Here is a 12,752-nt window from a genome sequence, read left to right as displayed (position 1 = left end):
TTTATTTTTATTGTGTGCTTGCTTGTTTCACAGGTTTCATCGGAGCAGCAGTGATAGCGGGACTGCATTAAGCTATAATTTACTGCAATTGCTTTTCAAATTTTAGTTAAGATTCAAAACCTTCATCTTTATTACTAAAATAAATATCCGATCAGGATACCTGCCAACACAATAACCGGCGGACTTATTTTTGTGAAATTAAGCAGCAGAAATGTGGCAAGCATAATTCCCAAAAATATCCAGTTAAAGCCCATGGGTATTAACAGCAGTACAAAAGCGGCGATAATAAATCCAACGCTAACGGCATTGATTCCGGAAAGGCTATGACGGATGCGGGAGATCTTTTTCAGGTCATCCCAAAACGGTACAATAAATAAAACGAGGATTAGTCCAGGTAAATTGATACCAATTACCCCGATTAATCCGCCTAAAATTTGCCCCCATAATCCGTATCCAAAATTCTTCATGCTTAATGCACCCAAGTAGCTGGTGAAAGAAAATGTTGGACCAGGCAAAGCTTGCTGTAATGCAAAACCAGATAAAAATCCGGATGAAGGCAAATAATGTTTCATCTCTACAAACTCGGTAAACATCAGCGGAACAAGCACCTGTCCACCTCCGAAAACCAATATTCCGTTACGGTAAAAGTTTTCGAGCAAACGGATCGGCAAACTAAAGGGCGATGTTCTGTTTATAATTGCGCCTACTAAGGCAAACAAAAGTAAAGCACCCAAAAAGTAGACTAGTTTTTTAGGGTTGATATTTGAAAAAAGTTTAACCCTTAGCTCTGCTTCCTCTTTTGGTGTTTCTATAGCCGAAGAGATCATTCCTCCTATTAATATTGACAATGGAAACACGTAAGCATTTCTTAAAACTAGCGTAGCAATAACCGAAGCAATGGCCAGAAATATGGAAACCTGCGAAGACAAAACCTTTTTGCCAAGTTTCCAGGCGCCGTAAGCTACAATACCCAGTGCAATTGGCTGGATATATTCTAAAATATCATTGAACTTTTGTTTTTGATCGAGCAAGGCATAACTGATTGCAGCAAAAGTCATTATAGTTGCTGTGGGTAAAATCCAGATCAGAAAAGTAATAATAGCCAGTTTAAGTTTTCCAACCTTCCAGGCTATTCCAACCAGGGTTTGCGTAGATGCTGGTCCTGGGAGTACCTGTGCCAATGCATTTAACTCTAAAAGCTCTTCTTCTGAGATAAATTTTGTGCTCTGAACAAAGTATTTAAGCAATAGCGCCAGGTGTGCCTGCGCTCCTCCAAAAGAAGTAAAGGTGAAAAAGATTACATTTCTAATAAATAACCACTGTCTTTTTGCAGCAATAGGTTTTGTTTGCATTTATAATAATAAACTAAAAGCCCCTTTAGGGGTTTGGGGTTTAATCGTCTTCATAATCTAATCCAGCCGCTGTATTATATGCACCCTGTAATTCAGAAAAAGCGTGCATGTCTCTTTTGTTGCGTGCTACCTGCATACCTTGCTGATAAATGGCGATAGCCTTTTCTTTTTGATCGTCTTTTTCGAGTAATTTACCTAAATGGTAATAGGTGCCAACATAATCGGGATGTTTATCCGTTAACTGAAGGTAAAAAGAATAAGCCTTTTCCTTATCATTTTGTGCGTTATACTCTGTGGCTAAGGCATATAGTATAAAAGGATCGTTGGGATCACTTTCTAAAAATTCTAATAACTTGCTTAAACGGGTTGATGACATTTTATTTCCTTGCTTTTTTAATTAAATTTGCAGAAAGACCTTATATAATAAACATATAACATATGAAATTATCATGAGCTAATCAATTCAGCTTGATAACGTCATAGCAATAAAAACCACTATTAACATATGAAAATATTAGTTTGTATCAGTAATGTGCCAGACACAACGACAAAAATAACTTTTACTAATGATAATACCGAATTCAATACGTCAGGAGTGCAATATATTGTTAATCCATACGATGAAATCGCTTTATCAAGGGCAATTGAGTTGACCGAAGGCGGTAAAGGAACGGTAACCGTTATTAATGTAGGCGAAGCGGGTAACGATCCCACCATTAGAAAAGCGCTTGCAATTGGTGCAGATGATGCAGTTAGGGTTAATGCGGCACCGAGAGATGCCTATTTCGTGGCAAAACAGATTGCAGAATATGCAAAAGATAAAGATTTCAATCTAATTTTAACTGGTCGTGAGTCTATTGATTATAATGGTAATCAGGTTGCCGCCATGGTTGGCGAATTTTTAGACATCCCTTCAGTATCTATTATTAAAAAATTAGATGTTGATGGCGATGCAGCAACAATTGAAAGAGAAATTGAAGGTGGTAAAGAAGTTTTAACGGTTTCAGGTAAGTTGGTTGCAAGTTGTGCCGAAGGCGTAGCAGAACCAAAAATCCCGAATATGCGTGGTATCATGAGCGCCAGAACAAAACCATTGGTGGTAGTAGATGCCGTTGCTATTGAAGAAGTAACCAAAGTAACCAAATACGAAACCCCTGCTCCTCGCGGAACGGTAAAATTAATTCCTGCCGACCAAACAGAATCGTTAATTAGTTTACTTCACAGCGAAGCTAAAGTGATATAAGTAGTTGGCAATTTTCAATTTCCAGTTGTTTAATAATAAAGAGATAATAAATAGAATTAATTTCATTATAAAATAAAAAGTCCCCTTCAGGGGATTTAGGGGTAAATATATGTCAGTATTAGTATATGTAGAACAAGCTGAGGGAAAATTTAAGAAATCTGTATTTGAAGCTGTATCTTATGCCAAAGCCATTGCCGATCAACAATCAACTCTGTTAACCGCAATTTCTATTGGCGACGTAGCCGATAGCGAATTAAAGGAATTGGGTAAATACGGTGCATCCAAAGTATTAAACGTGAGTGCCGATCAGTTAAAAACTTTCGTAAACCAGGCTTATGCAAGTGTTATTGCTGCAGCAGCGGAAAAAGAAAGTGCCGATATTGTGGTTTTATCTAACTCTTTCTCTGGTAAAGGTTTAGCGCCACGTATTGCAGTAAAACTTAAAGCAGGTTTAGCTGACGGTGCAGTTGAGTTACCGAGTACTGATGGTAAATTTTCGGTTAAAAAAACCGCTTTTTCAGGTAAAGCATTTGCCATTACCGAATTAACATCAGCCAATAAAGTAATCGCTTTAAACCCAAATGCATTTGGTGTTAAAGAAAATGCTACTGATGCCACTATAGAAGTTTTTACCGCTGATGTTAAACAATCAGATTTAGGAACTGTTATAAAAGAGATTGTTAGGGCAACAGATAAAGTGTCATTACCTGATGCAGAATTGGTGGTTTCAGCCGGTAGAGGTTTAAAAGGACCAGAAAACTGGGGAATGATCGAAGAATTAGCTGGTTTGTTAGGTGCAGCTACAGCATGCTCTAAACCCGTATCGGATGCCGACTGGAGACCACACTCAGAGCACGTTGGTCAAACCGGTATTGCCATTAGTCCTAACCTTTATATTGCAATCGGTATTTCTGGCGCGATCCAGCACTTAGCTGGTGTGAGTTCTTCAAAAGTGATTGTCGTAATCAACAAAGATCCGGAAGCACCTTTCTTTAAAGTGGCCGATTATGGTATTGTTGGCGATGCTTTTGAGGTGGTACCAAAATTAATTGAAGCATTAAAAGCACATAAGGGATAATTTTTGTCATCCTGAGCCTGTCGAAGGATTAAATTAATGTTTCGACAAGCTCAACATGACATCGACAAATATGAAAAAAGTTAAATTAGATATTGTAGGTTTATCTTACAGCCAGACTCAATCTGGTGCTTATGCCCTTGTTTTAGGAGAAGTAAATGGACGCCGCCGCTTACCGATTATTATTGGTGCTTTTGAAGCGCAGGCCATTGCTATAGAAATTGAGAAAATGACTCCTAGTAGGCCATTAACACATGATTTGTTTAAATCAATGGCTGATACTTTTCATATCAATATTCAGGAAATTATCATATATAACCTGGTTGATGGTGTTTTTTATGCAAAGCTGATTTGTAGTGATGGTAAAAATACACATGAAGTTGACGCCAGAACATCTGATGCTATTGCTTTGGCCGTTCGGTTTAATGCCATGATTTATACCTACGAATTTATTTTAGCTTCCGCCGGAATCGTAATCGAAGGCAATGACTTTCTTTTTCTCGAGAATATGGATTCTATTGCAAAGGAACCTGAAGCAGATAGCTTGCCAACCTCAACGCAGCAACAAGGTTATGGTGATTTAACACTAGAAGAGCTTCAACAAAAATTACAGGAAGCTATTGCCGATGAAGCCTATGAAAAGGCCGCAAGATTAAGAGATGAGCTCAATAAACGCGGAACATCATAGCATTGATGCTGATAAAATGTTTATTCGGTCAAAATTTGTCTGAATTTTCTTCTCAAATCCACTCTATAAAAGCTAAATTCTAAGATGAACCAAATTGTTTAAAATAATTTTGGTTCATTTTGGATTATCATTTAAAATAGTTCTATATTCAGCTTTTACTTTCAATCATTCAAACTAAACTATTATTATGAACGTTAAGTTTCGCTTAACTATAATGAGTTTCATGCAATTCTTTGTATGGGCTGCCTGGTTAATTACGATTGCAAATTATTGGTTCGGAACCAAACAATGGGATGGTGCAGATTTTGGGATAATTTTCTCTACCATGGGCATTGCATCGTTATTTATGCCAACCATAACAGGTATTCTTGCAGATAAATGGATTAATGCAGAAAGATTATATGCAATCTTACATATTCTTTATGCAGCCACCATGTTCTATCTTCCTCAGGTAGAAGATCCACACACTTTCTTTTGGGTAATACTGGTGGCCATGTGTTTTTATATGCCAACCATTGCATTAAGTAATTCCATTAGCTACACAACGTTAAAAAACGGCAATTTCGATGTAGTGAAAAACTTCCCACCCATTCGTGTTTGGGGAACGGTTGGTTTTATTGCTGCCATGTGGCTTACCAATTTAACGGGGAATAAAGCAAGCGCGAATCAGTTCTACATCGCAGGTATTAGTGCGTTAATGCTGGGGTTATACTCTTTTACCCTTCCCGCCTGTAAACCTTTGAACCTCATTAGTGAGAAAAAAACATTCGCACAGAAACTGGGCTTAGAATCTTTCAAGCTGTTTGCCGATTACAAAATGGCATTGTTTTTTATCTTCTCCATGTTTTTAGGAGCCGCATTACAGTTAACAAATGCTTATGGTGATGTATTTTTAGATGAATTTAAATTATTTCCGGTTTTTGCCGAATCTTTTGTCATCCGATATTCTACGATCATTTTATCCATCTCTCAAATATCAGAAACATTGTTTATTCTGGCTATTCCATTCTTTTTGAAAAGATTTGGGATTAAATGGGTAATTGCAATTGCCATGTTTGCCTGGGTATTACGTTTTGGCTTATTTGCTTTTGGCGATCCATCTACCAATTTATGGATGATTATCACCTCTTGTGTTGTATACGGTATGGCATTCGATTTCTTTAATATTTCGGGATCATTGTTCGTCGAAACATCAACTACACCAAAAACACGTTCATCTGCACAAGGTTTATTTATGATGATGACTAACGGTTTCGGCGCTGTGTTTGGAAGTTTAGTATCAGGTTGGATGATCAATAAATATTTTACCACCTATTATAGCAGTATCGATTCGTTATCTAAATATGTAAAGAGCGAAGCAGACAATAAACATTTGCTGCAGTTTTTGAAAAATAAAGGAATCAGCGTGTTAGAGAACGGAAATTTAAGCAGGGCTTTAGATGTAAAAGACTGGCACAACATCTGGCTATCTTTCACCATTTATGTACTGATTATTGCGATAGTTTTTGTTGTCATATTTAAACACAAACATACACGGGCAGAAGTAGAAGCCATTAATCATTTATAATTTATTCCATGTCAGCTGGTAAGTATAGAAAAGAACACAATTGTTTAAACTGCGGTGCTCATGTTGAGAAACATTATTGTAGCGATTGCGGTCAGCCGAACCTAGAGTTAAAAGAAAGTTTCTGGGCTTTTATCAGTCACAGTATTGCGCATTACTTTCATTTCGACAATAAATTTTTTCAAACCCTCTCTCCTCTTTTAACAAAACCCGGAAAGGTTACGCTCGATTATTTGGCTGGCAAAAGGGCCCGCTATATTAATCCGGTGAGCATGTACATCTTTGTTTCCATCGTATATTTTTTGGTGGTGTATTCGCCAAAACATAAAACAAAGGAAAAACATGAAAACGGCATCACGATTGAAAATAAAAGGAGTGAAAATGTTACTGATAGTGTAAACAGGGCACTTAAACTTACAGGAATATCTAAAGAGATTGCAAACAAGGCGACAACATCGATTAATAAAGCAATCAAGAAAAAAGAATTTGTAAAACTTGGTTTTGCTGATCAGGAGAAAGAGTTAAATAGACTTAAAACGGAAAATACCACCCTCAAATCGGATTCTATTAATGACCTGATCGAAGATTTTAGCGAGATTCATATTGAAAGGAACGATAGTACTTATGCTGCTTATTTAAACAGACAGAAAAAATTGCCACCAGCCGATCAGGATAGCTGGTATGAGCGGTTAATCAAAAAGCGGGCGATCAATATAGGTGAAAAATCTGAGGTCATCCAGGAAACCTTAGAACATAACCGCCCAAAACAATATTTCTTATTGATGCCGCTATTGGCGCTGTTCATCATGTGGAATTTCAGGAAAAATCATATTTATTATTTAAACCACCTGATTTTTACCATTCATGGTATGACTGCCTATTTTATTGTGCAGATTTTTACAAACCCATTAGTTAAGCATGTTTTTGGCAACAGTGCCATTATTACCAATATTATTCAATTTGGTGTTGTGGTTTGGATATGCTGGTACATGTACAATGCGTTAAAAGTGTTTTACCAACGCAAACCTTCCAGTATTATATTTAAAATGTTCTGGATCTTTGTAATGTATTGGATTGCATTTAATGTATCAGAAATGGTCATGGTAAATCTGATTTATTACGTAGCTACATAACTAGATCGTCATGCTGAACTTGTTTCAGCATCTATCATGAAGGGAAGATCCTGAGCTAAACTCAGGATGACGATCATACAATAAGTTCATCAGGCTGACGCCCGTTAAAATTAACCCCATAAAAAAAACCACCCGATACTATCGGGTGGTTTTTTTTATGCTTAGTGAAATTATTTTCTGTCTTTAAGCTCAACAAATTCTCTATCGGTTTCGCCTACATAAATCTGGCGTGGACGACCTATCGGTTCCTTGTTTTCGTGCATTTCTTTCCATTGTGCAATCCATCCAGGTAAACGGCCTAATGCAAACAGAACAGTGAACATTTCAGATGGGAAGCCTAATGCGCGGTAAATAATACCGGAATAGAAATCTACATTTGGATATAACTTACGATCGATGAAATATTGATCAGTTAAAGCTGCTTCTTCTAGTTTCTTGGCAATTTCTAAAATCGGATCATCAATACCTAAGTTCTCTAAAATATCATCACATGCTTTTTTAATGATTTTAGCTCTTGGATCGAAGTTTTTGTAAACACGGTGACCAAAGCCCATCATGCGGAATGGATCGTTTTTGTCTTTCGCTTTTGCAATCCACTTTTCAGTATCACCACCATCTGCTTTAATTAGCTCCAGCATATCGATTACAGCCTGGTTAGCACCGCCATGTAGCGGCCCCCAAAGTGCAGCGATACCAGCAGCAATTGAAGCATATAAATTACAGTCAGACGAACCTACAATACGAACGGTAGATGCTGAACAGTTTTGCTCGTGATCTGCATGCAGAATAAGCAATTTATTCATGGCATTAACAACAATCGGATTTACATCGTAATCTTCTGTACGTTGTCCAAAAGTCATCCAAAGGAAATTGGTTACGTAATCGTATTTATTTTTTGGATAAATAAGTGGATGGCCTAATGATTTTTTATAAACGAAAGAAACAATGGTTGGGAATTTAGCCAAAAGTTTAATGATGGTTAAATCTTGTTCTTCTGCGGTTTGGTTTGGTTTTAAGCACTCAGGGTAAAATGTAGACAATGAGAAGATCAGGGAACCTAACTGGCCCATTGGATGAGATCTTGATGGGTAACCATCAAAAAATTTCTTCATATCCTCATGAATGAGTGTATGCTTGCTGATCTCGGCTTGCAATCCTTCTAATTGAGCTTGCGTTGGAAGATCACCATAAATAATCAGATAAATTACTTCTAAAAAACTCGATTTTGCGGCAAGCTCTTCAATAGAATATCCCCTGTATTTTAAAATGCCTTTTTCACCATCTAAAAAAGTGATTTTACTTTTTGTAGAACCAGTATTTTTAAAACCAGTATCTAAAGTTACGAAGCCCGTAAGATCTCTTAATTTCGAAATATCAATGGCCTTTTCATCTTCTGTTCCTGTAATTACTGGCAATTCTACTGTCTTACCATCAACTTTTATCTCTGCAATATCTGACATATTATTGTATTGTGTTTATAGCTTTCTAAATTATATAAAATTAATATACATGCATAACAAATCTGTTAAATTAATATGAATAATTGGTCAAAATGACGTAACAATCATGCTTAATTAAACCAGGTCTGAAAACCTATTTTGCTTTAATCTCTTCAGCAACCCTACCACATGCTAACATTTCGTTACCATAATAAGGATTTTTAATTTCCTTTTCAGTTGATAACCAATCACCTCCGTTTCCTTTGTTAGCCATTGGGCAATGTTGAACATAGATGGTGCCTTTTTCTATTTCTGCATTTTTAAGTAAAGCAATTAAATCAGCACTTAAAACGGTAAAATCTTTTCTTTGTGAAACCAGATTACTGCTTTCTGCAATTTTTCCGGCAATATCGGCGGTAGGTTCGCAGCCTTCGTAGGCAGCTAAACTATTTTTTAATACAGTAGCAGATTTTTGTGCACTTCCAGCATCAGATTTGACCAGCGCATTTTTTAAATCTACATATTGTGTAAATATGGCCAGCTTCTTTTCGTCTTTTATCGAAATCTCATTTTTAACCGATGCAGAATCAGTTTTGATGGAGTCTTTTGCTTCTGATGTTTTTTGATCAGCCTGATTGCAGGCCATCAATGCGGTGAGAATTGCTATTCCGAATATTCTTTTCATTGTATTTGGTTTTCGGCTCAAAATAGCAAATAAAAAGGTAAATAAATAAAAAAGTCCCGATTTTCATCGGGACTTTAAATTATATGATGTTTTAATTATAATTTAAAATTATAAGCTAACCTCAGGTTAAATTGTCCGGTTTTCATGAAGTAAAGATCCGAAGCGCTATTGTTTACATAACCTTCGTATTTTACACCAAGATCGAGACCGTTTTTCCATTCATAACCTAAACCTCCGGTATAGATAAAGTTCATATTCGCACCTTCTTTTATGGCCAAACCTGAACCAAGTTCAGTAGCAAGGTACATCCTTTCAATCGGGAATACCCGGACACCACCTAATAAAGGTATAAATTCGAATTTAAGCGGACTACCTTTCCATTTTAAACGGGTATAACCTCCAGAAGCTGTTACCGCTACGAATGGACTTAAATCATACTGCAGTTTTACATCGGCGCCATATCCATAATCCATTTCCGAACGGTCTGGAAATATTCCACCGTTTACACCTACGCCGATTTTAAATGCCATACCGCTTCCTGACGACATTGGTTCGGTAGAACCCATTGTTTGTGCTTTTAAATTTGAGGTGGTTAAAATTGCAAGGGCTGTTAATGTCGTTGCAAAAAGTTTAGTAATTGTTTTCATTTTAGATATTTTAAGTTATTAATTAAGGGTTTAGTTTATATACGTTAAAATATCAATGGTAGATTTTTAAATTTTCATTTTTTTCAGAATGTTGTGAAATAAAAAAGCCCCGACCAAGTGGTCGGGGCTTTCAAGATCATCTCTGATTAACCTTACAGGTTAAATCCGTATGCTAAACGTAAACCAACATATCCTGTGCTAGTTCCATTCTGAGCTAAACCTTCATATTTCAGACCTAAATCTAAACCATTACTCCAGGCGTAACCAACAGCTGGTGAATACACAAAAGAAGTTTTGCTACCTTCGTTTGTACCGAAACCAGCACCCAGTTCTGCTAAACCATAAATTCCAGAACCTGATGCATCAAAAAAGTATTTCACACCAGCTTTTACAGGAATATATCCAAAGTCTACTCCATCAACCGTAACATTACCTACAGTGATATCTTTAGCCAGGAAACGAGTATAACCAGCAGTTACTGGAATTGATAATTGTTTATCGATATCAAACTGATAACGTAAATCTGCACCAAGTGCTACATTGTATCCGTCACTAGTAGGTATACCACCAATAATTCCTATTCCTAATTTTTGAGAAGATTGCGCGTTAGCATTTGTAGAAAAGAAAAGTGCCACGACAGCTGCTGAAGTAGCAATAATTTTAGTAATTGTTTTCATTTTTAAGGTTATTGTTTTTGAGTTAAACTAATATGTTTCAACAAACACAAAGGTTGTGCCAAAAGGGCATTTTTGATGCTATTTTGGCTATAATCAAACGTTTTGATGACCAATAAAAGTTAATTTTGGATAACTGAAACTTTTTGGAGAATCAGCTGTTGTAAATGGTTTACCGGTGCTGATGCATCAAGCCAGATGATCTCAACACTGTCCTTTTCCATTTTCCTGAAAAATGTATTTTGCCGTTTGGCATATTGGCAAATAGCAATGCCGAGCTTTAGCCTTAATTCTTCAAAAATGAATAGGCCATCGAGGTAATTAACGATGAATTTATATTCCAGTCCGTAGAAAACCAATATTTCTTTACTAATACCATCCTTAAGCAATTGCACTACCTCATCGATTAAACCTGCTTTGAATCTTTCATCCAGTCTCCTTAGAATTTTGGCCCTGGTTACTTCTACTTCATTCTTAAGGCCAAAAATAATGGGTTTAATTTTGGGCCGCTCTACAGTTTCCAGCTTATTATGCTTCAAATAATCTGCTATTTCTAAGGCACGGATTAATCTCTTTTTTGAGGACAGATCAACATGATCGCTGTTCTGGCTTTTATCATCATGTAATTTTGAAATCAACTCTTCTTTAGAAAATAGATTTAGCTGATCCCTAAGTTGTTGATTTATGGGAACAGCCGTAAAAGTTTGACTTTGCAAAAGGCTATGGATGTACATTCCAGTTCCGCCGCAAAGAATGGGGATTTTGCCTTTTGCTGTTATAGATGCAAAGGCCTGGTAGAAATCGTTTTTAAAAGCGTCTACGTGATAACGTTCGCCAGGTTCTAAAATATCGATTAAATGATAAGGAATGGTTTTGCCGTTAATGTGGTATTCCTGCAAATCTTTGCCGGTACCGATATCCATTCGTTTAAATATCTGGCGGCTATCCGCACTGATAATTTCTCCATTTAAAGCTTCCGCTACGCTTACCGCCAGTTTCGTTTTGCCCGATGCCGTTGCGCCTAAAATGATGATGAGATTGTGCTGATCCATTAAAACTTGAGAATAAACTTTAAACTTCCTGTGTTAAACACCTCGGTTGCTAAAACCTGATGGTCTTTTTTAAGCTGACGATTTAGATTTTCATCCAGAACATAAACCTGAGGTTCCAGCATTGCTGTTTGCTTAAAACCTAATTTGATATAAGCTCCTCCTGCCGACCAATCGCGATCTGCATAAGTCATCAGGTCATTAGGTTTATAGGTTTCCGCAAAAAAGGAAATCAGTTTACTTAATCCTCCTGTAATAGAATAACCAGCTTTAACAGCAAACCTGATCAATTCTGCCGATCTGTAATTTTCGGTATGATTCATTTTGCGCAATGCCGAAAAAGTAGCAACTGCCACAAGTTCATTTTTTTCAAATAAACCAATTTTATAGCGGCTACTGACTGATCCCTGTAAGTGATTTTCAATTAAAAAAGAATCGGAAACTGGTTTGGTAATTTTAGATACTTTGGTTTTTCTACCGTGAATACGGATGTTTTTGCCAAGCAAAGATTTTATTCTCGCTAAAACCTGATTTGGTTTTGATTGCCAGAGGTCTTCCCAAAGATGAATAAGTTTAATGCCTTCGTGGAGATATTTTTCCTGAAGCTCCAGGAGATCTTGCGGGTTGAATTTATTGTTTAAATCTACCAGGTGAATCACCAATTGATGATCAATCTGTAATAATCGAAATTGATCTTCGAAAGAAAAAAAACACTCAATTTTGTGATGAGCAAGCGCTATACATAATTGATGATGCCAGTTACCATCAGAAGTTAAATTATTCAATCAGCAGAAGGTTATTAGAAAAGTTATCAACTGCAAATTTAACCATCAGATTGTTAAATCCACTCTTTTTCTTTAAAGTTAGTATGGATAATTTCGACTAAAGTTTCAACTTCTTTTAATTTAGAATCATCAAGAGCAGAAATTTGCAAGCCTGCCTTATTTTGACCAAAATCACTTAAATTATGATTTGTTGTAGAAAATTCATCAGTATTGATTTTAACTTCTACGATATCCCCATTAATGTAAACGCCTGTAAAAAAGCGCTCAGTTACTTTTTCGCCGTTTAATGCTATATTTTTTTCGCTGTAAAGATCATAGCCGTTCTCCGAATTTTCGTGTACCGTATATCCACGAGTAGCGTAAGGCTGCATTCCAGCTCTAATGGTCTGAAAAATTTCAACAAGATCAGTTTTCATAA

14 protein-coding genes are annotated in these 12,752 nt (G+C 36.6%); 5 read left to right on the top strand and 9 right to left on the bottom strand.

What is annotated here, in order from left to right; translation table 11 throughout:
- Nucleotides 1-134 precede the first annotated feature (134 nt).
- Complete coding sequence (chrA, locus tag AC04QZ_RS03210) at nucleotides 135-1,352, bottom strand: chromate efflux transporter (protein ID WP_478356556.1); 1,218 nt, start codon at nucleotides 1,350-1,352, stop codon at nucleotides 135-137.
- 40 nt (nucleotides 1,353-1,392) lie between these two features.
- Nucleotides 1,393-1,728: a tetratricopeptide repeat protein gene (locus AC04QZ_RS03205; RefSeq protein WP_086546258.1), complete on the bottom strand. Its 336-nt coding sequence runs from the start codon at nucleotides 1,726-1,728 to the stop codon at nucleotides 1,393-1,395.
- 129 nt (nucleotides 1,729-1,857) lie between these two features.
- Here AC04QZ_RS03205 and AC04QZ_RS03200 point away from each other — a divergent pair, with 129 nt between their 5' ends.
- From AC04QZ_RS03200 to AC04QZ_RS03180, 5 genes are all read left to right on the top strand, one after another.
- Nucleotides 1,858-2,595 carry an electron transfer flavoprotein subunit beta/FixA family protein gene (locus tag AC04QZ_RS03200; protein WP_478356555.1) on the top strand — a complete coding sequence of 246 codons (738 nt, stop codon included), beginning with the start codon at nucleotides 1,858-1,860 and terminating at the stop codon, nucleotides 2,593-2,595.
- 109 nt (nucleotides 2,596-2,704) lie between these two features.
- The gene (locus AC04QZ_RS03195) at nucleotides 2,705-3,673 is read left to right on the top strand and encodes an electron transfer flavoprotein subunit alpha/FixB family protein (protein WP_478356554.1); all 969 of its coding nucleotides are present in this window, start codon (nucleotides 2,705-2,707) and stop codon (nucleotides 3,671-3,673) included.
- Between the two features lie 70 nt (nucleotides 3,674-3,743).
- Nucleotides 3,744-4,358 carry a bifunctional nuclease family protein gene (locus AC04QZ_RS03190; protein ID WP_086546252.1) on the top strand — a complete coding sequence of 205 codons (615 nt, stop codon included), beginning with the start codon at nucleotides 3,744-3,746 and terminating at the stop codon, nucleotides 4,356-4,358.
- A gap of 187 nt (nucleotides 4,359-4,545) precedes the next feature.
- The gene (locus AC04QZ_RS03185; RefSeq protein WP_478356553.1) at nucleotides 4,546-5,925 is read left to right on the top strand and encodes a nucleoside permease; all 1,380 of its coding nucleotides are present in this window, start codon (nucleotides 4,546-4,548) and stop codon (nucleotides 5,923-5,925) included.
- A gap of 8 nt (nucleotides 5,926-5,933) precedes the next feature.
- The gene (locus AC04QZ_RS03180) at nucleotides 5,934-7,055 is read left to right on the top strand and encodes a DUF3667 domain-containing protein (RefSeq protein WP_478356552.1); all 1,122 of its coding nucleotides are present in this window, start codon (nucleotides 5,934-5,936) and stop codon (nucleotides 7,053-7,055) included.
- A gap of 170 nt (nucleotides 7,056-7,225) precedes the next feature.
- On the opposite strand, the gene AC04QZ_RS03175 is transcribed toward AC04QZ_RS03180, so the two are convergent.
- The 7 genes from AC04QZ_RS03175 to AC04QZ_RS03145 form a co-directional block, all read right to left on the bottom strand.
- Nucleotides 7,226-8,515: a citrate synthase gene (locus tag AC04QZ_RS03175; RefSeq protein ID WP_086546246.1), complete on the bottom strand. Its 1,290-nt coding sequence runs from the start codon at nucleotides 8,513-8,515 to the stop codon at nucleotides 7,226-7,228.
- A 133-nt stretch (nucleotides 8,516-8,648) separates the two neighbouring features.
- Nucleotides 8,649-9,179, bottom strand: coding sequence for a DUF3347 domain-containing protein (locus AC04QZ_RS03170; protein ID WP_478356551.1), 531 nt, complete (start codon nucleotides 9,177-9,179; stop codon nucleotides 8,649-8,651).
- A 95-nt stretch (nucleotides 9,180-9,274) separates the two neighbouring features.
- Nucleotides 9,275-9,826, bottom strand: a complete 552-nt coding sequence (locus tag AC04QZ_RS03165) for a hypothetical protein (protein WP_086546242.1) — start codon at nucleotides 9,824-9,826, stop codon at nucleotides 9,275-9,277.
- Between the two features lie 152 nt (nucleotides 9,827-9,978).
- Nucleotides 9,979-10,503 carry a hypothetical protein gene (locus AC04QZ_RS03160; protein ID WP_478356550.1) on the bottom strand — a complete coding sequence of 175 codons (525 nt, stop codon included), beginning with the start codon at nucleotides 10,501-10,503 and terminating at the stop codon, nucleotides 9,979-9,981.
- 119 nt (nucleotides 10,504-10,622) lie between these two features.
- Nucleotides 10,623-11,552 (bottom strand): tRNA (adenosine(37)-N6)-dimethylallyltransferase MiaA, encoded by a 930-nt coding sequence (gene miaA / locus AC04QZ_RS03155; protein ID WP_478356549.1) that lies wholly within the window; start codon nucleotides 11,550-11,552, stop codon nucleotides 10,623-10,625.
- Complete coding sequence (locus tag AC04QZ_RS03150; RefSeq protein WP_478356548.1) at nucleotides 11,552-12,334, bottom strand: hypothetical protein; 783 nt, start codon at nucleotides 12,332-12,334, stop codon at nucleotides 11,552-11,554. Before AC04QZ_RS03150 ends, miaA begins: the two co-directional genes overlap by 1 nt.
- A gap of 53 nt (nucleotides 12,335-12,387) precedes the next feature.
- On the bottom strand, nucleotides 12,388-12,750 hold the full coding sequence (locus AC04QZ_RS03145) for a hypothetical protein (protein ID WP_478356547.1): 363 nt from the start codon (nucleotides 12,748-12,750) through the stop codon (nucleotides 12,388-12,390).
- Between the last annotated feature and the right edge of the window lie 2 nt (nucleotides 12,751-12,752).

Source organism: Pedobacter folensis, assembly GCF_056490665.1.
This window is presented reverse-complemented; position numbering and strand designations above follow the sequence as displayed.

Coding starts and splice junctions, on each gene's coding strand:
- chrA (WP_478356556.1), bottom strand. CDS start 1,352: ATGCAAACAAAACCTATTGCTGCAAAAAGACAGTGGTTATTTATTAGA.
- AC04QZ_RS03205 (WP_086546258.1), bottom strand. CDS start 1,728: ATGTCATCAACCCGTTTAAGCAAGTTATTAGAATTTTTAGAAAGTGAT.
- AC04QZ_RS03200 (WP_478356555.1), top strand. CDS start 1,858: ATGAAAATATTAGTTTGTATCAGTAATGTGCCAGACACAACGACAAAA.
- AC04QZ_RS03195 (WP_478356554.1), top strand. CDS start 2,705: ATGTCAGTATTAGTATATGTAGAACAAGCTGAGGGAAAATTTAAGAAA.
- AC04QZ_RS03190 (WP_086546252.1), top strand. CDS start 3,744: ATGAAAAAAGTTAAATTAGATATTGTAGGTTTATCTTACAGCCAGACT.
- AC04QZ_RS03185 (WP_478356553.1), top strand. CDS start 4,546: ATGAACGTTAAGTTTCGCTTAACTATAATGAGTTTCATGCAATTCTTT.
- AC04QZ_RS03180 (WP_478356552.1), top strand. CDS start 5,934: ATGTCAGCTGGTAAGTATAGAAAAGAACACAATTGTTTAAACTGCGGT.
- AC04QZ_RS03175 (WP_086546246.1), bottom strand. CDS start 8,515: ATGTCAGATATTGCAGAGATAAAAGTTGATGGTAAGACAGTAGAATTG.
- AC04QZ_RS03170 (WP_478356551.1), bottom strand. CDS start 9,179: ATGAAAAGAATATTCGGAATAGCAATTCTCACCGCATTGATGGCCTGC.
- AC04QZ_RS03165 (WP_086546242.1), bottom strand. CDS start 9,826: ATGAAAACAATTACTAAACTTTTTGCAACGACATTAACAGCCCTTGCA.
- AC04QZ_RS03160 (WP_478356550.1), bottom strand. CDS start 10,503: ATGAAAACAATTACTAAAATTATTGCTACTTCAGCAGCTGTCGTGGCA.
- miaA (WP_478356549.1), bottom strand. CDS start 11,552: ATGGATCAGCACAATCTCATCATCATTTTAGGCGCAACGGCATCGGGC.
- AC04QZ_RS03145 (WP_478356547.1), bottom strand. CDS start 12,750: ATGAAAACTGATCTTGTTGAAATTTTTCAGACCATTAGAGCTGGAATG.